Source organism: Streptomyces sp. NPDC001902 (assembly GCF_042891295.1).
Taxonomy (GTDB): domain Bacteria; phylum Actinomycetota; class Actinomycetes; order Streptomycetales; family Streptomycetaceae; genus Actinacidiphila.
This window is the reverse complement of record NZ_JBIATA010000012.1, coordinates 64,879-85,486: the sequence shown is the minus strand read 5'-3', so window position 1 is coordinate 85,486 and position 20,608 is coordinate 64,879. Positions and strand designations below refer to the sequence as shown.

Genomic DNA, 20,608 nt, shown 5'->3' with positions numbered 1-20,608 from the left:
TCGTACGGCGATCATGCCTTGATGACGGCGGCCCCCCGGCGGATCGTGGAGGACGTCCACGGCACACCACCCCTGGAGGAGACATGACCGTGCTGCGCGTGAAGGCCTTCGACCACCTGGTCCTCAACGTCGCCGACGTCGAGCGGTCCCTGGCCTTCTACACCGGACCGCTCGGCCTGGAACCGGTGCGCGTCGACGAATGGCGCGCGGGGAAGGCCCCGTTCCCGTCGGTGCGGGTCACCCGGGAGACCATCATCGACCTGGTCGCCGGGCCCCGCGGCGAGTCCAACGTCGACCACATCTGCCTCACCGTCGAACCGCTGGACTGGGAAGAGGTCGTCGCGTCCGGGGTGTTCACGGTGCTGGAGGCCAACGTGCGGCGGTTCGGCGCGCGCGGCTCCGCTCTGTCGACCTACGTCGAGGACCCGGACGGCAACACGGTCGAACTGCGCTGGTACCCACAGGACGCGCAGGACTGAGCGCAGCTCCGGGCGCCGCCTTCGGCGCCCGGCCCGGTTGCTACAGTGCGCCCGTGTCCGACTCCTCGCGTGAATCCCTGTCCGGCGCCGGCTGGGAGAGCCAGCAGGCCGGCGCCTACCGGGAGTTGATGCCGGCCCGGGTGGTCAACCTGTCGTGGCTGGACCCGGTGACCCTGTGGAAGGCCCGCAACGGCCCGCTCGCCTCATTGTTCGGCGACCCGACCGGCCGGGACCGGCAGCGCTGGGTGAACGGCCAGTTGGAGCGAGGGGCGTCCGGCGCGGACCTGGTGATCGAGCGGGACGACCCCGACACCTTCTCCTTCCTCCTCCTCGGCGACACCGGCGAGGGCGACGACCCGCAGTACGCCGTCGTCCCCGGGATGCTCAAGGCGGGCGCCGGCACGCGCTACGCCGTGATCTGCAGCGACGTCCTCTACCCCGTCGGCAGCGCCAACGAGTACGACACGAAGTTCTTCCGGCCCTACCGGGACTACGACGCCCCCGTCTACGCCATCCCCGGGAACCACGACTGGTACGACGGGCTCAACGGCTTCATGCGGGTGTTCTGCCGCGCCCCCGCCCTGCCGCCCGCGCCGCGCCCCCGCCGGTTGACCCGGGCCTGGTGGCGCAGCCTGCTGTGGGCGAAGCCCGACGTGCCGGACGACGCCCGGCTCGACGAGGCCCGCCGGATGCGCTCCGCGCCCTCGCAGGCGGCCTCCCAGCCCGGCCCGTACTGGGCGATCGACTCGGGGCCGATACGGATCATAGGCATCGACACCGGGCTGCTCGGCGACATCGACAGGGAGCAGGGCGAGTGGCTGCGCCGGGTCTCCCTGGGGCCCCGCCCCAAGATCCTCGTCACCGGTTCCCCGATCTACGTGGACGGCGAGCACCACCCCTGCGCCATCGAGGGCGGCGGCACGGTCGACGAGGTCGTCCGCGACCCGGAGCACAACTTCGTCGCCGTGATCGGCGGGGACATCCACAACTACCAGCGCTACCCGGTGGACGTGGACGGCCGGAGGATCGAGTACGTCGTCTCCGGCGGCGGGGGCGCCTTCATGCACGCCACCCACACGATCCCCCGGGTGGAGGTCGGCGGCGTCACCGAGGACCGCTTCCGCTGCTACCCGATGCGCGGCGACTCCCTCGCCTTCTACAGCCGGCTCTACGGCCGCCGGCTCCACCTGCGCCGCCTGTTCGACCTGACCCCGGACGAGGCGTCCGCGGTCCTCGCCCGGCGTCTCGGCATCCCGGCCACCCGGGCCACCGGCGCCCGCGTGACCTGGCGGACCCGCTTCGTCGCCGGCGTCCTGGGCGCTCCGCCCCGGCCGCACCGCAGGCGCCGGCTGCGCCTGCCCGTCCGCCGGGTGCTCACCCGTCTGCTCTCCCCGGGCTCGGCGACGTACAGCCCGCCGTTCTTCAAGAGCTTCCTGCGGCTGGACGTCAGCCCGGCCGCCGTCCGCGTGCGGTGCTTCGCCGCCACCGGCCTGCTGGCGCACGAACTGGACCCGCCGGTCGAGGACGACTTCACCGTCCCTTTGCCGTAGACGAACGGTACGTGAACGGCGCGCCCGTTCCCCCGGCCCTCCCCGCTGCGCGCATCACGATGCCCCGCGACGGCGGTGATCTGCACGAACGCGCCGGATGCGGCCGTGCGGGGCGGCCCGCACGTGAGGCTGCCGCGACCACCTGTACGGACAAGTCCGGGCCTAGGCTTTTACCGTCACCTGAAGGTTCCGTCGCGTTCTGGACATCTGCGCTTAGTCAACCTTCCCCCTAAGGCTCCTAAGTTCACAGCCAAGCAATGGCAAGCAGTGAGCAACGGAGGTCGTTGTGTCCGAGGGTGTACGCAGGGCCCGGCGGTACGCCGCGCCCGTGGCGGCTGCGGCCGCCGCCGCGGTCGTGACCATGGTGGTCAGCCCGACGCTGGGTGCGTCGGCCACGGCCCCGCAGACCGCAGGCAAGGGCAAGGCCCCGGCTGCGAAGAACGTCATCTTCATCAACGGCGACGGCATGGGTGCCGCCGCCCGGCAGGCCGCGCGCCTGCACCTGACCGGTCTGAACGGTCAGCTCGCGATGGACAAGCTCCCCTACTCGGGTCAGCTGACCACCGAGCCGGACGACCCGAAGGCCGTCGTCACCGACTCCGCCGCGGCCGCGACCGCGTGGGCGACCGGTGAGAAGACCTACAACGGCGCGATCAGCGTCGACGTGGACGGCAACCCGCTGGCCACCCTGGGCCAGCAGGCCAAGGCCGCCGGCAAGGCCACCGGCCTGGTCACGACCGCGCAGGTCACCGACGCGTCGCCGGCCGCCTTCTTCTCCAGCACGGCCAACCGGTCGGCGCAGGACGAGATCGCGCGCCAGTACATCGAGGTCAGCAAGCCCGACGTCATCCTGGGCGGTGGCGAGGACTGGTGGCTGCCCGCGGGCAGCCCCGGCGCCTTCCAGGACAAGCCCGCCGAGGACACGTCCGAGGCGAGCAAGGGCACCAAGGGTGACCTGATCACGAAGGCCAAGAAGGCCGGCTACTCCTACGTCTCCAGCGCGGACCAGCTCAGCCGCGCCAAGGGCGGCAAGCTCCTCGGTCTCTTCGCCAACGAGGAGATGTTCCAGCAGCGTCCCGAGGGCCAGGGCGACGTGTACAACCCGGTGGTCGGCCTGTCCACCATGACCAGCAAGGCCCTCAGCACGCTGGACAAGAACAAGAAGGGCTTCTTCCTCATGGTCGAGGAGGAGGGCGTGGACGAGTTCGCGCACTCCAACAACGGCACCCGCGTCCTGCAGTCCATGCAGGAGCTGGAGAAGGCCGTCGCGGTGGCCCGCGCCTACGTGGCCACCCACCCCGACACCCTGCTGGTCGTCACCGGTGACCACGAGACCGGCGGCCTGGCCGTGGAGGAGGCCGACTCCGCCGACGAGTCCGGCGACGGCATCTCCGCCGAGGACGGTCCGTTCAGCATCCGCGGCAGCGACAAGTCGTTCTACATCGACTGGACCACCTCCGGTCACACCGGTGTCGACGTCCCCGTCACCGCGGCCGGCCCGCTCGCGAACCGCTTCACCGGCAAGCACGCCAACACCTACGTGCACGACGTGCTGAGCGAGATCCTGGCGACGCGTCGCTGAGCGAGGATCCACTTCCGGCGGGTGCCGGGGAGGGGACCGCCCCTCCCCGGCACCCGCCGTTCCTCCCCCGGCGGTGTGGCGCCGCGGGGACGGGGAAAGGCGTGGTGGCAGGCATGGTGAGCGGGCCGCAAAAGATCCTCCTTGAGGCGTAGGCGACCCGCTTTGCCATACCATTACTCTTGGTGCGGAGCCGTATCGCGCGGCCATGGAGGAGTGACAGATGAGGAGCAGCAACCCGGTCTTCTCGCGGCGTGGGTTCTCCCGCGGGGAGGGCTACGCGGGCTTCGGCGGTCAGCCGCAGACGCAGGGTGTCCCCCAGTCGGGCGGCAACCCCTACGCGGGCACGAACCCGTACGCGGGCAGCAACCCCTACGACACCACGTACCAGGCCCCGCCGGGCGCCCCCGTGCAGACCGGCCGGATGACGATGGACGACGTCGTCATGCGCACCGCCATGACCCTGGGCACCGTGGTGCTCGGCGCGCTCGTGGCGTGGTTCGTGCTGCCGGTCTCGGAGAAGAGCTACGGCCTGGCGATCGGCGCCTCGCTCGTGGCCCTGGTCCTGGGCCTGATCCAGTCGTTCAAGCGTGAGGCCTCGCCCGCGCTGATCCTCGGCTACGCGGTCTTCGAGGGTGTCTTCCTCGGCATCTGGAGCAAGATCCTCAACTTCATGTGGCCGGGCATCCCGCTGCAGGCCGTGCTGGGGACCATGGCGGTCTTCGTCGGCATGCTGGTGGCGTACCGCACCCGCCTCATCCGGGTCACCGCCCGCTACGCCCGCATCGGCATGGCGATCGCCATCGGCTTCGTCATCCTGACGTTCGTCAACCTGATCGCCGCGATGATCGGCGGCGGTGACGGCCTCGGCCTGCGCAGCGGTGGGCTCGGCATCGTGGTCGGCATCATCGGGATCGCGCTGGGCGCGTTCTTCCTGTCGCTGGACTTCAAGCAGATCGAGGACGGCATCCAGTACGGCGCTCCGCGCCAGGAGTCCTGGCTGGCGGCCTTCGGGCTCACGCTCTCCCTGGTCTGGATCTACCTGGAGATGCTGCGGCTGATCGCGATCCTGCGCGGCGACGACTGAGTGCGCTGACCCGCGAGGGACATTCAACGGGCCCCGGAGGCAATGCCTTTCGGGGCCCGTTCGCATGTGCGGGAGGGGAGGCGCGTCAGCCGAACCTCCGCGCGGCCCGCCTCAGGTCGTATTCGTGGACGATGGCCTTGGCGTGTCCGTAGGACAGGTCGTGCTCGCTGCGGAGCCAGCTGACTTTCTCCTCGAAGCGGAGGAAAGCGGGCCCGTCGTCGACCGTGCGAAGCCATTCGCCGATCTCGCGGCCGGTGCAGTGGGGGATGTGGGAGAGCAGGTTCCGGTGGGTCTCTTCCGAGAAGGTCTGTGACATCGGCGCCTCCGGTATGCGTTCCGGTCACCCCACCGTGCCTGAGCCGTCGACCGTTGGCAACAGTGCAACGCACTCGGTTGTGTGTACGCACCGGTAGGCTCGCGCCGTGCTGGACTGTACGACGCTCCGCGACGCCGCCGGACTCCTGGCGGCGCGTTACCGCTCCCTGCCGCAGAGCCGGCTCCGTGGCGAGGTGGCCCGGGCGGGCCTGGAACTCGCCCGTGAACTGGCCGCCCTGGCACAGCGGATCGAGTTCCCCGGGCGGGAACCGCTGCCGGTGCCGGACGAGGGGGTCTTCGTGATCGGCGACCAGATCTCCGTGGCCGCCCACGACCTGGCCGCCGCCCTGGAACCGCATCCGGAACTGGCGCACGTACGCGACGCGGCCGTGTCCCGGATCGGGGACACGGCCGCGCGGTGCGGTCTGTAGGACGGGGAGGACGGGGAGGACGGGCTACAGCGAGGCGACCACCCGGTCGGCGAGCACGTAGACGGACTCCTCGCCGTAGGTGAAGGTCAGCGCGTAGCCGCCCGCGACGGCGGAGCCGCCCAGCAGTATCGGGGACTCGCCCTGGTCCAGGGCGTCGCAGAGGCGGTCGGCGGTGTCCCGGTCGCCCGGGGTCATGCAGAGCGTGGTGCCGTCGGCGAAGACGTACACGTCGAGCGTGCCGAGCGGGCCGGGACGGACGTCGGCGAGCGGCATCCGCAGGTCCGCGAGTTCGGACAGGCGCTCGGCGGTCTGCTCCTGGTTGGCCACGACCGGTGCCGGGACGCCGAAGTCGGGGTCGGAGGGGTGCCGGAAGGGCGCCGGGCCACCGGGCTCCAGGCCCGCGAGGTCGGCCTGGCGGGGCAGGAACGGGCCGTACGGCAGCACCTCGTAGTCGGTGCCGGCGGTGCCCGGAACCGGGCCGGCCCCCTGGCCGCCGAAGAGCTGGGCGTCGAGCTGCGGGTCCACGAGGGCCTCGCCGGACTCGCCCGTCCCGTAGCCGAGGGGGGCTTCCTGAGCGGCCCAGAAGGCACGTGCCTCGGCCAGTTCGCGCTCCCGCTCGTCGGCGAGCGCGTCGGCGACGGCGGTGCGGATGGCCTCGGCGTCCGGAGTGGTGCGTGCGGCGGGAACCCCGGCCGCCCGCCCGGCACGGGCCTCGGCCAGGTCCGCGCGCAGGGCCGCGACGTCACGACGTACGCCGCGTGTGGCGAACAGCGCGGCGGAGCCGGCGGCCACGGCGGTTGCCGCGCCCGCCAGCAGGACGAGGAACATGGCGCTCACTGGCGTACTCCCGACTGTGCTTTCCCGAGCCTGGCCCCCTGTACACCACCACTCTGCACCGGAATCCATGGCCTCTGCAGTGCGGAACGTCACGAAATGGGAGGGTCCAAAGTCTCGCCCCGTACCAGTGGCACGCCTCTGACCTGCCTAAACGACCGCCCCCGGGATTAGGTCACATCCAGGGGGCGGTTCGATTGCGACTTGTGTCTCGAACGTACGTCCGAGAGTCGGGAAGGGCCGGCGGGGCCCGTTACGACAGGCGCTCGATGACCATGGCCATGCCCTGGCCGCCGCCGACGCACATGGTCTCCAGGCCGAACTGCTTGTCGTGCCACTGGAGCGAGTTGATCAGCGTGGTGGTGATGCGGGCGCCCGTCATGCCGAAGGGGTGACCGACGGCGATCGCGCCGCCGTTGACGTTGAGCCGGTCGATGTCGACGCCCAGATCCCGGTAGGAGGGGATGACCTGCGCCGCGAAGGCCTCGTTGATCTCGACCAGGTCGATGTCGTCGATGGTCAGCCCGGCACGCTTCAGTGCCTGGCGGGACGCCTCGACCGGGCCGTGGCCCATGATCTCGGGGGAGAGGCCGGAGACGCCGGTGGAGACCACCCGGGCGAGCGGGGTGATGCCGAGCTCGCGCGCCTTGGTGTCGCTCATGACGACCAGCGCCGCGGCGCCGTCGTTCAGCGGGCAGCAGTTGCCGGCGGTCACGGTGCCGTCGGGGCGGAAGACCGGCTTCAGGCCCTGCACGGCCTCCAGGGTGACCCCGGCGCGCGGGCCGTCGTCCTTGGCGACGACCGTGCCGTCGGGCAGCGTCACCGGGGTGATCTCGCGCTCCCAGAAGCCGTTCTTGATGGCCTCTTCGGCCAGGTTCTGCGAGCGGACGCCGAACTCGTCCTGGTCGGCGCGGGTGACGCCCTTGAGGGCCGCCAGGTTCTCGGCGGTCTGGCCCATCGCGATGTACGCGTCCGGGACCAGCCCGTCCTCGCGCGGATCGTGCCATTCCCCGCCGCCCTGCGCGGCGCGGGCCGCGGTGCGGGCCTCGGCCTCGGCGAAGAGCGGGTTGTGGGTGCCGGGCATGCCGTCGGAGCTGCCGTTGACGAAGCGGGACACGGTCTCGACGCCGGCGGAGATGAAGACGTCGCCCTCGCCCGCCTTGATGGCGTGCAGCGCCATCCGGGTCGTCTGCAGCGACGAGGAGCAGTAACGCGTGACCGTGCAGCCCGGGAGGTGGTCCATGCCCATCTGCACGGCCACGATCCGGCCCAGGTTGTGACCCTGCTCGCCGCCGGGCAGGCCGCAGCCCAGCATCAGGTCGTCGATCTCGCGCGGGTCGAGCTGCGGCACCTTGGCGAGGGCCGCCTGGATGATCGTGGCGGTCAGGTCGTCGGGGCGCAGGTCCTTCAGGGACCCCTTGACGGCCCGGCCGATGGGGGAGCGGGCGGCAGAGACGATCACGGCTTCGGGCATCGCGACTCCTCGACGAGGCGGCGGGGGTACGGCTGGGACTCTCTGGGAAGTTACCTGTACGTAGCGGAGGGAGTCACGGCCTGGGGGCTGTGACGCGGACCTCTTTCTGAGCGCTTGCTTAGTCCATGATGGCGCATCCTCGTGGCGAACGCGCCCCCCCGTGCGATGCTGACGTGGTGAATCCGGACGACCTGGTACGGCTGCGGCGCGCCCGTGACGCGATGGACCGCGACTACGCGGAGCCCCTCGACGTCCCCGCACTGGCCCGCGCGGCGCTGATGTCCCCCGGCCACTTCTCGCGCAGCTTCCGGGCCGCGTTCGGCGAGTCCCCGTACAGCTACCTCATGACGCGCCGGATCGAGCGCGCCAAGGCCCTGCTGCGGCGCGGCGACCTCACGGTCACGGAGGTCTGCTTCGCGGTCGGCTGCACCTCGCTCGGCTCCTTCAGTTCGCGCTTCACCGAACTCGTGGGCGAGACCCCGAGCGCCTACCGCGCGCGCGACCACGGGCCGGGCGCGCCGATCCCGGCGTGCATCGCGAAGCGGTACACCAGGCCGGTCAGGAACAAGGAAGCGAAGACCGCGGCACGGGCCTAGCGTGGTCCGCATGGACATCACGCTGTCACAGTGCTTCATCGCCGTCGACGACCACGACAAGGCGCTGCCCTTCTACCGCGACGTCCTCGGCCTGGAGGTCCGCAACGACGTCGGCTTCGAGGGCATGCGCTGGGTGACGGTCGGCTCGCCCGACCAGCCGGGCGTGGAGATCGTGCTCGAACCGCCCCTGGCGGACCCGGGCGCCTCCGACGCGGACAGGCAGGCCATGAGCGAGCTGCTGGCCAAGGGCATGCTGCGCGGGGTCATCTTCGCCACCGGTGACGTCGACGCCACCTTCGAGCGCATCCGCGACGCGGGCGGCGAGGTGCTCCAGGAGCCCATGGACCAGCCCTACGGCGTCCGTGACTGCGCCTTCCGCGACCCCTCCGGCAACCTGCTCCGCTTCAACCAGCGCAAGGCCGGCTGACGCCGGTTCCGGGCGTCATGGCCGTTGGGGCAGACGGCGGCGGGTGAAGGCGCGGGGCTGCCGCACAGCGCGCATCGCCGCCCCCGGGGGCCGCACCGCGCGGGGGTCGACCCCCTGCGGCAAGCGGTGGGCGGCATCCGCGTCGGGTGCCCTCGCGGGTGGATTGGGAGAACGCCCCCGCCGCAGGCGCAGCGGCCCCGCGGACGGCGGCGGCGGGTTGCCGTGCGGCGCGTCCCGCCGCCCGGAGGGCCGCACCGCGCGGGGGTGGCCCCTGCGCCTTCTGCGGACGGCGGCGGTCCGCCTCGGGGCCTGGTGGTCCGGAGTTCGGGCGGGTGGGTGGGAGACAGCCTCCGCCGCAGGCGCAGCGGACCCGCGGGCGGCGGCGGGTACCGCCGCCCGGAGGGCCCGCAACCTGCCGGAGGCGCTAGTTCTGGGCGGCCTCGGCCGCCGCCGCGGCGGCGGGTTCCGTCGCGTCGGGGAGGCGGCGACGGCGGCGGCGCTTGAGGAGGGCCCAGCGGCCGCGGGGGCCGGAGACCGTGCCGGCGGCCGCGGTGACCTCGGTGCCGGCCTCGCCCGCGGCTTCCGCGGCGGCCTGGGCCACCGGGAGGAAGCCCTCGCCGCGCCGGGCGTCGGGGCGCTCGTCCTCCTCGGGCCACAGCCCGACCGCGGAGCACAGCGTCGGCAGCATCGCCATGGCCGCGGTCGCGTAACCCTCGGCCGACGGGTGGTAGTTGTCCGGGCCGAACATCTCGCGAGGGCGGGACTCGAACTCGGGCCCGAGCAGGTCGCCCAGTGACACGGTGCGGCCGCCGAGGCCGACCACCGCGATGGTCTGCGCGGCCGCGAGCTGACGGCTCAGCCGCCGCGCGATCCAGCGCAGCGGCTGGTAGACCGGCTCGATCGTGCCCAGGTCGGGGCAGGTCCCGACGATCACCTCGCAGCCGGCCTCGCGCAGCCGCCGCACCGCGTCGGACAGCATCCGCACCGAGACGGCCAGCGGCATCCGCCGGGTCACGTCGTTCGCCCCGATCATGATCACGCACAGATCGGGCGCGGTACCGGGAACGGGCCCCAGCAGAAGATCGACCTGGCGGGCCAGGTCGTCGGACTGTGCGCCGGGATTGGCCACGTTGACCAGCCGCACCGGCCGTTCCGCCACCGCCGCCACCCCGGAGGCCAGCAATGCGCCGGGGGTCTGGCTCGCCCGGTGCACCCCCTGCCCCGCCGCCGTGGAGTCGCCCACGAGGGCCAGCACGATCGGCCGCTCGTCGGTGCTCAGCGCGAAGGCGGCGCCGTAGACGCCGTCCGCGCGGGGCGGGACGGCGTCGGAGCCGCCCACGGTCCTGCGGGCGAGCGCGGCCTCGGTCAGCACCAGGCCGACCGCGGCGCCGCCCAGCAGCCCGATGCCGCCACCTCCGTACGCGGCGGCCGTCGCGATCCGCCGCGCCACCCTTGCCCTGGACAACGTCCACCTCCCGCGCCGGGTGTGCGGACCCTCGTGGCCCGACCCGTACAACGATTTGTTGCCCCGTCCGATGCCCGCCGCAACCGCTGGGCGGCCCCGACTCAGGTCAGTCGCTGCTGCGCGACGAACCAGGCGAGCTGGGTGCGGTTGGCGGTTCCGGTGGACTCCATCAGGGACCGGATCCTGCGCTGCAGCGTGCGCAGGGATATCCCCAGCTGGGAGGCGATCGCCTTGTCGGGCAGCCCGGACATCAGCAGCGAGAGCAGCTGCTCGTCGAGCTCGGGGGAGCCGGGGAACTCCGGGTCCTCCTCCGTCTCGCCGAGCGAGGGCATGCGCAGCGGCGTGCCGCGCAGCCAGCGGTCCTCGAAGAGCTCCAGCAGCGCGTCGACCAGCACCGAGGGGTGGAGCAGCAGCAGGCCGGCGGAGGAGACCACGGACCGGTCGCGGCCGCCGGACAGCGGCAGCAGCGCCCGCTCGGCGTCGACGATCATCAGCTTCATCGGCACGGTCGGCGCCGCCCGGGCCAGCTCGCCCGGCTCGACGAAGCCCGGCATGTCGGCCGCCCCGGGGTACACCAGGGCCGTCGTCTCGTACAGGGAGCGGTACTCGACCCCGGCGGTCAGCCGCTCCTTCTGCACGACGTTGCCCGCCGCGGCGACGTACGGCGGCCGCACGAAGGTCAGCACCTCCTTGCGGGCCTCGCGCTGCAGCTGCTCGATCATGTGCTGCTGCTCCGTCTCGCCGTGGATCACCTCGGCGATCCCGCCCGGCATCACCGGCTCGGCCGGCCGGGACGGGCGCACGGCGGCGAGGGCCGTGAGCCGTTCCCGCACGGAGGCGAGGCCGGACTCCACGGCGGCCAGGCCGCTGAGGGCGGCGGCGTAGTCGGCGTTGCCCGTGCCCGCTTCGGTGGTGTCCGGGTGTTCCTGGTCAGGCATTGCCCACCCCCCGGTTGTATAAGCCCGGTGTCGTAACAGCGACGTGTCGTGATCGCGCCACGGTGTGACTCTACAACCGGACCTTCCGGGGCGTACGTAACACCAATGTGAAGCGTGCGACGCCCGGTGCCCGCGTGGGCGACCCCCCACCGGAAAACCGCTTACCCTGGCCTCACAATCACGGAGAACCCGGAGACAATGGTGCAGTTCCACGACTCGATGATCAGTCTCGTCGGCAACACCCCGCTGGTGAGGCTCAACAGCGTGACGGCAGGAATCCAGGCGACCGTCCTGGCCAAGGTCGAGTACTTCAACCCCGGAGGTTCGGTCAAGGACCGCATCGCGCTGCGGATGATCGAGGCCGCGGAGAAGAGCGGCGAGCTCAAGCCCGGCGGCACGATCGTGGAGCCCACCTCGGGCAACACGGGCGTCGGCCTGGCGATCGTGGCCCAGCAGAAGGGCTACCACTGCATCTTCGTCTGCCCCGACAAGGTCTCCGCGGACAAGATCAACGTCATGCGGGCCTACGGCGCCGAGGTCGTGGTCTGCCCCACCGCCGTGGACCCCGAGCACCCGGACTCGTACTACAACGTCTCCGACCGGCTGGTGCGCGAGACCCCGAACGCCTGGAAGCCGGACCAGTACAGCAACCCCAACAACCCGGCCTCGCACTACCACTCCACCGGCCCGGAGCTGTGGGAGCAGACCGAGGGGAAGATCACGCACTTCGTGGCGGGCGTCGGCACCGGCGGCACCATCTCCGGCACCGGCCGCTACCTGAAGGACGCCTCGGACGGCAGGGTGAAGGTCATCGGCGCCGACCCGGAGGGCTCCGTCTACAGCGGCGGCTCCGGCCGGCCGTACCTCGTCGAGGGCGTCGGTGAGGACTTCTGGCCCACCGCCTACGACCGCACCGTCGCGGACGAGATCGTCGCGGTCTCGGACAAGGACTCCTTCCAGATGACCCGCCGCCTCGCCAAGGAGGAGGGCCTGCTCGTCGGCGGCTCCTGCGGCATGGCGGTCGTCGCGGCGCTCCGCGTGGCCGAGCGGCTCGGCCCGGACGACGTCGTGGTCGTCCTGCTGCCGGACTCCGGCCGCGGCTACCTCTCGAAGATCTTCAACGACGAGTGGATGGCCGACTACGGCTTCCTGGAGGAGGGCACTGGCCAGGCCCGCGTCTCCGACGTGCTGGACCGCAAGGACGGCGGCATCCCGCAGCTGGTGCACATGCACCCCGAGGAGACGGTCGGCCAGGCCATCGAGGTGCTGCGCGAGTACGGCGTCTCGCAGATGCCGATCGTGAAGCCGGGCGCCGGGCACCCCGACGTCATGGCCGCCGAGGTCATCGGCTCGGTCGTGGAGCGGGAACTGCTCGACGCGCTGTTCACCAAGCGCGCCACCCTGGACGACCCGCTGGAGCGGCACATGAGCGCGCCGCTGCCGCAGGTGGGTTCCGGCGAGCCGGTCGGCGACCTGATGGCCGTGCTGGGCTCCGCCGACGCGGCGATCGTGCTGGTCGAGGGCAAGCCGACGGGTGTGGTCAGCCGCCAGGACCTGCTCGCCTTCCTCGCCGAGGAGGCCAAGTAGCGGCACCCGGGGACGTGCCCGGGACGCCCCCGGGAGGTCCGCCACGGGTTCGCGGAAGTGGTACACCCACGTCACGTGGCCGCAGCACGCGCTTAACACGGGTCCGGCACATTGGTGGATGTCGGCGGACGGCACACCGGTCGCCCGGCCGACACCACGGATGTGGCGCCAAGGACCTCCGGAGCGGCTCCCGGACCTCCATGGTGACCCCAGGACGTGTGGCCCGGCCCTGATCCGGCCCACGTCCCTCGCGGGGACCGCCGTCGTCCCGCCCCCCGGGTGACCGGGGGTGCGGCGGTTCCCGCGCAATCTGTGGAAGAGCGGTCCGCGTCCACGCGCGGGCCGCTCTTCTGGTTGAGTGGCCGCCGTGATCAGCGCACAGACGTTCGCAGCCGTCGAGGAGTCCATACGCACCGTGGCCGACGAGGAGGCGCTCGCCCGCTTCGGCCGCCTCGCCGAGGGCGACGTCGACGAGAAGAAGGGCCCGCTGGACCTCGTCACGGTCGCCGACCGCCGGGTCGAGGAACGCCTCACCCGTACGCTCACCCGCCTGCTGCCGGGCTCCGCCGTCATCGGCGAGGAGGCCGTGCACGCCGACCCCGCGCTGCTCGGGGCACTGCTGGGCGAGGCTCCGGTCTGGATCGTCGACCCGGTCGACGGCACCTCCAACTTCGTCCGCGGCGACTCCTCGTTCGTCACCCAGGTCGCCCTGGCCGCGCGCGGTGAGCTGCTCGCCTCCTGGACGTACCGGCCCGTCGACGGGGTCCTCGCCACCGCCCGGCGCGGCGAGGGCGCGCACCTGGGCGGCCGTCCGCTGCGGCTGGGCACCGGCGGCGCCCAGGACGCGGACGAGGTGCTCCTGGTGGCCGGCGCCCGGCCCGCGCACCTCACCGCCGACCAGCACCGGAGGCTGTACGAGCTGGGGGCCGCGCACGGCGTCAAGCCCTGGGCGAGCGGCTCCGCCGGCTGCGACTACCTCGACGTCGCGCTCGGGCGGCTCGACGCGGCCACCTACGCCTACGACAACCCCTGGGACCACTCCGCTGGCGTCCTGCTGGTCGCCGAGGCGGGCGGAACGGTGCTGGGCGCGGACGGGCTGCCGTTCCGCATGGCCGCCGGGCCGCTGCCCTTCGCCGCGGCACGCGACGAGACCGCGGCCCGCCGCGTCGTGGCACTGCTCACGGCGTAGCGCGAGCAGGCGGCGGCGCGTCGGACCCCCGGGGCCCGCCGTCGAAGGACCTTCTCCCCGGCGCGGCGCCGGCTGCGGTCGCGGAGTCGGGCACCCGCGTGCCGGGCCATGCGTCCCCGACTCGTGCGGCGCCCCGCCGCGGACGCGTTCCGGCCCGCGCGGGGGCCGCCCGCCGCCTCAGGGCCGTCAGTCCTCCCAGGCGTCCGGGTCCTTGCCGCGGCGCGGCGCGCTGCCCCGCTCGTTGAACAGCCACCCCAGCGAATGGGCGGCGTTGACGGCGACGATGCCGACCCAGGCGACGAGGAGCCCGGGCAGGTCGCCCTTGTCGGCCGCGATGGCGGACAGCGGGATCGCCATGATCAAGGAGAACGCCCCGAAGCCGTAGCGGGCGCCGAAACGGCCGCCCCCAAGGCCGCGCGCCTCCGGGCCGACCCGGCGCCCGGCACGGGCGAACGCCGTCTGGTGCTCGGCCAGTTCGCGGCGTACCCGCCGCTCGACCTGGGAGTCGATGCGCCGGTCCATCTTCTCCAGGAAGGAGTCGATGAGGGCCGACTCGTACTCCTCCCCCAAGTCCTTGCGCGCCTGGATGGTGGCGGCGAATTCCTTCTTGAGCTCTGGGTCAAGGGCGTCCATGACGCCACCGTACGGACCGGTCGGCCCGGTGGCACTGGGGGAAACCCCCGAACCTTCCCGGAGGTCGCCCCAGTAGGGTCGTGGGGTGACCGGACACGCGCCGCGCCTGCTGACCGCCCTGCACCACGCCCCGTCCGACCGCCCCGACGCCGTCACCGTCGACGGGCGCCCGAGCTCGCGCGAGGAACTGCTCGGTGCCGCGGGCGCCTTCGCGGCACGCGTCGCGGGTGCCCCGGCGGTCGCCGTGCACGCGGCGCCGTCCCTGGAGACGGTCGTGGCGGTCGTCGGCGGCCTCCTCGCGGGCGTCCCGGTCGTCCCGGTGCCGCCCGACGCGGGACCGGCCGAGCGCGACCACATCCTGCGCGACTCCGGGGCCGTGCAGGCGCCCCCGGTCGTGGTCACCGAGCGCAGGTCCTGGGACGGCCCCGAGCCGGACCCGGACACGACGGCCCTCGTCCTGTACACCTCGGGCACCACCGGGGCGCCCAAGGGCGTGCTGGTCCCCCGCCGCGCGGTCGCCGCCGGACTCGACGCCCTCGCCGGGGCCTGGGAGTGGACGCCGGAGGACACCCTCGTCCACGGCCTGCCGCTGTTCCACGTGCACGGCCTCGTGCTCGGCGTGCTCGGCGCGCTGCGCACCGGGAGCCGTCTGGTCCACACCGGCCGCCCCACCCCGCAGGCGTACGCGGCGGCGGGCGGCAGCCTCTACTTCGGCGTGCCGACCGTCTGGGGCCGGGTCGCGGGGGACCCGGAGTCCGCCAGGGCGCTGAGCGGCGCCCGCTTGCTGGTCTCCGGCAGTGCGCCGCTGCCGGCGCCGGTCTTCCGCGAACTGGAGGCGCTGACCGGGCAGCGGCCGGTCGAGCGCTACGGCATGACGGAGACCCTGATCACGGTCAGCACCCGGGCGGCCGGTGAGCGGCGCCCCGGCTCCGTCGGGCTGCCGCTGCCGGGGATCCGCACCCGGATCGCGGCCGAGCCGGGCGCGGAGATCGGTGAGCTCCAGCTCACCGGGCCCACCCTCTTCGACGGCTACCTGGGACGGCCGGAGGCGACCGCGGCCTCGTACACCGAGGACGGGTGGTTCCGCACCGGGGACATCGCGGCGATCGAGCCGGACGGCATGCACCGGATCGTCGGCCGGGCCTCCACCGACCTGATCAAGTCCGGTGGCTACCGGATCGGCGCGGGCGAGGTGGAGAACGCCCTGCTGGACCACCCCGCGGTGCGGGAGGCGGCCGTGGTGGGCGCCCCGCACACCGACCTCGGCCAGGAGGTCGTGGCCTACGTGGTGGCGGACGGCGTGAGCGAGCGCGAGCTGATCGACTTCGTGGCCGGTCACCTGTCGGTGCACAAGCGCCCGCGCAAGGTCCGCTTCCTGACCGAACTGCCGCGCAACGCGATGGGCAAGCCGCAGAAGAAGCTGCTGCCGCCCGTGTGAGCCGGGGCGCCTTGCCCTCCTGCATAGAATCATGCAGAGTCATCGGCACATGAATGGCCGACCGGAGAGGGCGTCATGGCCACCGAGAACGCCACCGGAGCCGACGGGACCGACACCGCGTCCGCGCGCCTGATGAAGCTGTTCGAGGCGCACCGGCTCACGCCCACCCAGCGCCGCATCGCGCACTGCCTGGTGCGGCGGGCCGCCGACGCGCCCTTCCTGTCCAGCGTCGAGGTCGCCGAACTGGCCGGGGTCAGCCAGCCCTCCGTGACCCGCTTCGCCGTCGCGCTCGGCTTCGACGGCTACCCCGCGCTCCGCCGCCACCTGCGCGACGTCGCCCCCGCCGCAGCGCCCCAGGGGCAGCCGGACGGCGACCGGTACAACGAGTACCAGGAGGCCGTGCAGGCCGAGATCGAGAACCTGCGGCACCTCGCCGCGCTGCTCGCCGACCCCGCCCCGGTCGCCCGCGCGGGGGCCCTGCTCGCCGCGTCCCGGCCGCTGCCCGTGCTGGGACTGCGGGCCGCGGCCGCCCAGGCCCGCGGCTTCGGCTACTTCGCGGCCAAGGTGCACCCCGACGTCCGTCTCCTCGACGAGGGCGGCAGCATGCTCGCCGACCGCGTCGACGCGGCCGTGCGCGCCGGGGCGAGCGCCCTGCTGTGCTTCGCGCTGCCCCGGCATCCCCGTGAGGTGGTCGAGGCCCTGGAGTACGCCCGCTCCGCCGGGCTGACCGTCGTCACCGTCGCCGACAGCGCCTTCGCGCCGGTCGCCGCCCACTCCGACGTCCTGCTCCCTGCGGCCGTCGGCACGGGACTCGCCTTCGACACCGCGTGCGCGCCGATGCTGCTCGGGCGGGTGCTGCTGGAGGCGATGTGCGACGGGCTGCCGGACGCGCAGGCGCGGCTGGAGGAGTTCGACGCCAAGGCCGCGGCGCAGGGCCTGTTCGTGGAGTGAGCCGCCCCGAGGCACGGGGGCGGGCGGCGGGTCGGACGCCGGGTCAGGCGCCCACCCCGTCGTGCTCCACGACCAGATGGCGGGGACCGCGCAGCACCGGGCTTCGCCGGTACGGCGGCGGGTCCTCCGCCAGCCGGAGGTCGTCCAGGTCGCGCAGCAGCGCGGTGAGGGCGATCTGCGCCTCCAGCCGGGCGAGCGGCGCCCCGAAGCAGCTGTGCACACCGCTGCCGAAGCCCAGGTGCTGGTTGTCCGTGCGCTGCGGGTCGAAGCGGTCGGGGTCACGGAAGCGCTGCGGATCACGGCTGCCGGAGGCGAGCACCAGGACCAGGGGCGCCCCCTTGGGCACGGTGACCCCCGCGACCTCGACGTCCACCAGCGGGGTGCGCTGGGGCAGCATCTGCACGGGCGGCTCGAACCGCAGCAGTTCCTCCACCGCCTGCGGCATCAGGGCCGGTTCGCGGCGCAGCAGGTCCAGCTGGTCGGGCCGGCGCAGCAGGGTGAGCATGCCGTTGGTGATCAGGTTGACGGTGGTCTCGTGCCCGGCGACGAGCAGCAGCACCGAGGTCACCATCAGCTCGATCTGGGTCAGCCCGCCGACCGGGTCCTGGTCGTTGACGAACGCCGACAGCAGGTCGTCGGAGGGCTTGCCGCGCCGCTGCTCGGCCAGCCCGCCCAGGTAGACCCCCATCGCCCTGCGGGCCTCGGTGGCGGCCTGCGTGCGCTGCGTGGGGTCCTCGTCGGGGTTGAGGTCGAGTCCGCCGACGATCTGGTCCGACCAGCCGCGGAACATCGGCTCGTCCTCCTGGGGCACGCCCAGCAGCCGGCAGATCACGGTGACCGGGAGCGGGTAGGCGAAGTCGTCGACGACGTCGATGCGCTGCTTGTCCCGGAGCCCGGCGAGGAGGCCGTCGGCGATCCGGACGATCTCACCGTGCATGGCGTCGACCCGGCCCGGGGTGTGCGGCGGGCCGAAGGGCCGCATGGCGGTGCGGCGGAGCCGGTCGTGCTCGGGATCGTCCACGCCGATGAAGGACGGCGCCAGTTCCCCGGCCAGCCGGGCCTCCTGCGGGTCGCTGCGGTGGCGCCGGTCGGAGCTGATGCGCGGGTCGTGGAGCAGGGCCGTGATCTCGTGGTAGGTGCCGACGAGGTAGCTGCCGTCGTCCTGCGGCGCCACCTTGCTCTCGCGGAGTTCGGCGTAGAGCGGGTAGGGATCGGGCCGGCTGGCGTAGTCGGTGATCCTTCGGAACAGCGTGTCCGCAGCCATGCGCGGGGCTCCTCGTCGTCGTGGGCCGCGGCGTCCTGCCACGGCCCGTCCGCGGCGCCGGCGGCGGCGGCCTCAGCCGCCGTGCCGCACCAGGGTCAGGCGCCGGTCCGGCAGATGACCGGTGAGGGCGACCGTCGGGCCGTGCGAGAGCACCGCGGGGTCCGGTACGTCGGACGGCAGGGGGATCATCGGGACGGTCCGGTCGGCGGCCCCGGGCTCGGGCGGGAACGGCGCGGCCGTCTCGATCAGGTTCTGGTAGTAGTCCAGCCACTTGGCCCGGTTCACCGACACCGCCGCCGTGATGCGGCCCTTGTAGCCGTAGACGACGACCAGCCGGGCCTCGCGCAGCGAACCCTGGGCGACGACGACCTGGTCGGAGTAGGTCGGCACGCCCACCGACTTGATGTTGTGGCCGAACTGGCTGGACCAGAAGGCCGGCACGGCCAGGTGCGGCCGCCGGAACGGGCCCGCGCTGACCATGTTGTGCGCCGCCACCTCGGCCTGCGCGACCGCGTTGCCCCAGTGCTCCAGGGCGAGCAGCTGGTAGCCGAACAGGGGGTGCGGGAAGCGGGCCACGTCGCCGGCGACGAACACGTCGTCGGTGACGATGCCGTACATGTTGAAGGCACGGCAGCCGGCGTCGCAGGTCACACCGCGCGGGCCGGCGGCCAGGCCGGACTCGGCCAGCCACTCGGTGTTGCGGACCGCGCCGAGGGCGACCACCGCCACGTCCGCCTCGACGGTGCTCCCGTCGGAGAGCCGGGCGCCGGTCAGCCGGCCGTCCCCCTCCAGGGAGGTGACCTGCACCCCGCAGCGGAGGTCCACCCCGTGCCTGCGGTGCATCTCGGCGGCGACCGCGGCGAGCGTCCCGCCGAGCGCGCCCACCAGGGGCGCGGGGCCGCGCTCCACCACGGTCACGGGGATGTCCCGCTCCCGGCAGGCGGACGCGATCTCCGAGCCCGTGAAACCGGCGCCGATCACCAGCACCCGCCGGGGCCCGGCGTCCAGCCGTTCGGCGAGCCCGGCCGCGTCGTCGCTGGTCCGCAGCGCGAACACACCGTCCAGGGCGGCCTCGGCAGGGTTCGGCCAGGGCCGCGCGCGGGTGCCGGTGGCGATCAGCAATCGGTCGAAGGGCAGTTCCTCGCCGTTCGCGAGGAAGACGCGCCGGCCGATCCCGTCGACCCCCGTGGCGGCGACGCCCAGCTTCCACTGCGCGTCCACCTCCCGGCGGGCCGGCAGCCCGGTCGCCGTCGCGGGCACGCGCCCGAGCAGCACCTGCTTGGACAGCGGCGGCCGGTCGTACGGCGGGTGCGGCTCGTCGCCCACCAGCGTCAGCGACCCCGCGAAACCCTCGTCGCGCAGCTTCTCGGCGGCCCGCAGGCCGGCCAGGGACGCGCCGACGATGACGATGCGCCCGTCGCGCAGTTCACCGGACATCGGCACCCGCCGCCCCGCCCACGAGGATGGCCTGCACCGGGCACGCCACCGCGGCCCGGTGGACGCGCTCCTGCTGGTCCTCCGGGACGGCGGGGACGTACAGCAGGGCCTCCTCGCCGTGCAGTTCGAAGACTTCGGGAGCGAGGAACGCGCACTGCGCGTAGGCCTGGCAGCGATTGAGGTCGACCACGATGTTCATACGCACCACTCCAGCCCCGAAGGCCCCCGCTCTCAGTGGTAGCACTGCCTCCGCGGCCCCGCATGCGGTGCCGTTCTCACGGAATTTTGATGTTCCGTGAGTAACCTCCCTCCCCAGCACTGACGGAACGAGCCGTGGAGGAAGGGAGACAGCGGTGGTGCGCGGAGCGTATGCGCTGGCGCGGGTGGCGGTCCTGGTACGGGTGCCGGCGCGGTGGCTGTGGTGGCTGGGGGTCGTGGCGGCGGTGGTCGGGGTCTTCGTGCCCGGACTGACCGGACGCCGCATCGGGGTGCTGGGTGGCGCCGCACTCTTCGTGGTCGCCGCGGTGGTGGCCTTCCTGGTGCGCCGGCGGCGGTACACGGCCCTCGCGGAGGCGGCCGAGCGCGCGCCCCGGGGCGTCTTCCTGCAGGACCGCCGGGTCACGGCGCGCGCCTGGACCCGGGCCCGGCGGTGGTGGCTGCTCGCGGCGTTCGTGGTGGCCCTCGCGTCCGGCGCGGCCGCGCCCGCCGCGGCGGGGATGCTGCTCGCGGGCGCCGGAGCGGGGCTGTGGGCCAAGGCGGTGCGCCTGGGGCGCTGGGAGCGGGCGCACGAGACGCTGCTGTGGGTCAGGCCCGAGTACGTGGGACGCGGCCCCGCCGCGGCGTCCGTCCCCGGCTACGAGGCCACCGGACCCGTGGCCGGCGACGCGGGCCCCGGCGGCTCGTCCCGCCGTCGCGCCGCGGCGGCCCGCTGACC

At 73.3% G+C, this 20,608-nt stretch carries 21 protein-coding genes; 12 read left to right on the top strand and 9 right to left on the bottom strand.

The genetic code is table 11. From position 1 onward, the window contains the following. The first annotated feature begins 83 nt into the window (after positions 1-83). The 4 genes from ACFYYN_RS20725 (at position 84) to ACFYYN_RS20710 (ending at position 4,695) form a co-directional block, all read left to right on the top strand. Positions 84-479 carry a VOC family protein gene (locus tag ACFYYN_RS20725; RefSeq protein ID WP_500328661.1) on the top strand — a complete coding sequence of 132 codons (396 nt, stop codon included), beginning with the start codon at positions 84-86 and terminating at the stop codon, positions 477-479. Positions 480-532: 53 nt separating this feature from the next. Further along, positions 533-2,029 carry a metallophosphoesterase family protein gene (locus ACFYYN_RS20720; RefSeq protein ID WP_500546999.1) on the top strand — a complete coding sequence of 499 codons (1,497 nt, stop codon included), beginning with the start codon at positions 533-535 and terminating at the stop codon, positions 2,027-2,029. A gap of 286 nt (positions 2,030-2,315) precedes the next feature. Then, positions 2,316-3,611, top strand: a complete 1,296-nt coding sequence (locus ACFYYN_RS20715; RefSeq protein ID WP_500546998.1) for an alkaline phosphatase — start codon at positions 2,316-2,318, stop codon at positions 3,609-3,611. A 220-nt stretch (positions 3,612-3,831) separates the two neighbouring features. Next, positions 3,832-4,695 carry a Bax inhibitor-1/YccA family protein gene (locus ACFYYN_RS20710; protein ID WP_500546997.1) on the top strand — a complete coding sequence of 288 codons (864 nt, stop codon included), beginning with the start codon at positions 3,832-3,834 and terminating at the stop codon, positions 4,693-4,695. An 85-nt stretch (positions 4,696-4,780) separates the two neighbouring features. Here ACFYYN_RS20710 and ACFYYN_RS20705 read toward each other — a convergent pair whose 3' ends face one another. After that, entirely contained in the window at positions 4,781-5,011 is a 231-nt protein-coding gene (locus ACFYYN_RS20705) for a DUF4287 domain-containing protein (RefSeq protein ID WP_319161564.1), read from the bottom strand. 106 nt (positions 5,012-5,117) lie between these two features. On the opposite strand from ACFYYN_RS20705, the gene ACFYYN_RS20700 reads away from it, so the two are divergent. Beyond that, positions 5,118-5,441 carry a hypothetical protein gene (locus ACFYYN_RS20700; RefSeq protein WP_500369029.1) on the top strand — a complete coding sequence of 108 codons (324 nt, stop codon included), beginning with the start codon at positions 5,118-5,120 and terminating at the stop codon, positions 5,439-5,441. 24 nt (positions 5,442-5,465) lie between these two features. On the opposite strand, the gene ACFYYN_RS20695 is transcribed toward ACFYYN_RS20700, so the two are convergent. Beyond that, entirely contained in the window at positions 5,466-6,278 is an 813-nt protein-coding gene (locus ACFYYN_RS20695) for a hypothetical protein (protein WP_500546996.1), read from the bottom strand. A gap of 250 nt (positions 6,279-6,528) precedes the next feature. Further along, positions 6,529-7,749, bottom strand: a complete 1,221-nt coding sequence (locus tag ACFYYN_RS20690) for an acetyl-CoA C-acetyltransferase (RefSeq protein WP_499512208.1) — start codon at positions 7,747-7,749, stop codon at positions 6,529-6,531. 176 nt (positions 7,750-7,925) lie between these two features. Here ACFYYN_RS20690 and ACFYYN_RS20685 point away from each other — a divergent pair, with 176 nt between their 5' ends. After that, the gene (locus ACFYYN_RS20685) at positions 7,926-8,345 is read left to right on the top strand and encodes a helix-turn-helix domain-containing protein (RefSeq protein ID WP_500547103.1); all 420 of its coding nucleotides are present in this window, start codon (positions 7,926-7,928) and stop codon (positions 8,343-8,345) included. A 10-nt stretch (positions 8,346-8,355) separates the two neighbouring features. Further along, a complete protein-coding gene (locus tag ACFYYN_RS20680; protein WP_500546995.1) occupies positions 8,356-8,772 on the top strand; it encodes a VOC family protein in 417 nt (138 codons plus the stop codon). A gap of 424 nt (positions 8,773-9,196) precedes the next feature. On the opposite strand, the gene ACFYYN_RS20675 is transcribed toward ACFYYN_RS20680, so the two are convergent. Beyond that, positions 9,197-10,222: an SGNH/GDSL hydrolase family protein gene (locus ACFYYN_RS20675; protein ID WP_500547102.1), complete on the bottom strand. Its 1,026-nt coding sequence runs from the start codon at positions 10,220-10,222 to the stop codon at positions 9,197-9,199. Between the two features lie 116 nt (positions 10,223-10,338). Next, on the bottom strand, positions 10,339-11,175 hold the full coding sequence (locus tag ACFYYN_RS20670; RefSeq protein WP_500328653.1) for a helix-turn-helix transcriptional regulator: 837 nt from the start codon (positions 11,173-11,175) through the stop codon (positions 10,339-10,341). A 201-nt stretch (positions 11,176-11,376) separates the two neighbouring features. Here ACFYYN_RS20670 and ACFYYN_RS20665 point away from each other — a divergent pair, with 201 nt between their 5' ends. After that, complete coding sequence (locus ACFYYN_RS20665) at positions 11,377-12,762, top strand: cystathionine beta-synthase (protein WP_500328702.1); 1,386 nt, start codon at positions 11,377-11,379, stop codon at positions 12,760-12,762. A gap of 367 nt (positions 12,763-13,129) precedes the next feature. Next, positions 13,130-13,951, top strand: a complete 822-nt coding sequence (locus tag ACFYYN_RS20660) for an inositol monophosphatase family protein (protein ID WP_500328652.1) — start codon at positions 13,130-13,132, stop codon at positions 13,949-13,951. Positions 13,952-14,137: 186 nt separating this feature from the next. On the opposite strand, the gene ACFYYN_RS20655 is transcribed toward ACFYYN_RS20660, so the two are convergent. Then, entirely contained in the window at positions 14,138-14,584 is a 447-nt protein-coding gene (locus ACFYYN_RS20655; RefSeq protein ID WP_500546994.1) for a hypothetical protein, read from the bottom strand. Between the two features lie 85 nt (positions 14,585-14,669). Here ACFYYN_RS20655 and ACFYYN_RS20650 point away from each other — a divergent pair, with 85 nt between their 5' ends. Then, entirely contained in the window at positions 14,670-16,022 is a 1,353-nt protein-coding gene (locus tag ACFYYN_RS20650) for an acyl-CoA synthetase (protein ID WP_500546993.1), read from the top strand. A gap of 75 nt (positions 16,023-16,097) precedes the next feature. Then, positions 16,098-16,973 (top strand): MurR/RpiR family transcriptional regulator, encoded by an 876-nt coding sequence (locus ACFYYN_RS20645; protein ID WP_500546992.1) that lies wholly within the window; start codon positions 16,098-16,100, stop codon positions 16,971-16,973. 43 nt (positions 16,974-17,016) lie between these two features. On the opposite strand, the gene ACFYYN_RS20640 is transcribed toward ACFYYN_RS20645, so the two are convergent. From ACFYYN_RS20640 to ACFYYN_RS20630, 3 genes are all read right to left on the bottom strand, one after another. After that, positions 17,017-18,237 (bottom strand): cytochrome P450, encoded by a 1,221-nt coding sequence (locus ACFYYN_RS20640; protein WP_500546991.1) that lies wholly within the window; start codon positions 18,235-18,237, stop codon positions 17,017-17,019. Positions 18,238-18,309: 72 nt separating this feature from the next. Beyond that, positions 18,310-19,674, bottom strand: a complete 1,365-nt coding sequence (locus tag ACFYYN_RS20635; protein ID WP_500546990.1) for an NAD(P)/FAD-dependent oxidoreductase — start codon at positions 19,672-19,674, stop codon at positions 18,310-18,312. Next, entirely contained in the window at positions 19,664-19,873 is a 210-nt protein-coding gene (locus tag ACFYYN_RS20630) for a ferredoxin (RefSeq protein WP_089222253.1), read from the bottom strand. Before ACFYYN_RS20630 ends, ACFYYN_RS20635 begins: the two co-directional genes overlap by 11 nt. A gap of 154 nt (positions 19,874-20,027) precedes the next feature. Here ACFYYN_RS20630 and ACFYYN_RS20625 point away from each other — a divergent pair, with 154 nt between their 5' ends. Continuing rightward, positions 20,028-20,606, top strand: a complete 579-nt coding sequence (locus tag ACFYYN_RS20625) for a hypothetical protein (RefSeq protein ID WP_500546989.1) — start codon at positions 20,028-20,030, stop codon at positions 20,604-20,606. Positions 20,607-20,608 lie beyond the last annotated feature (2 nt).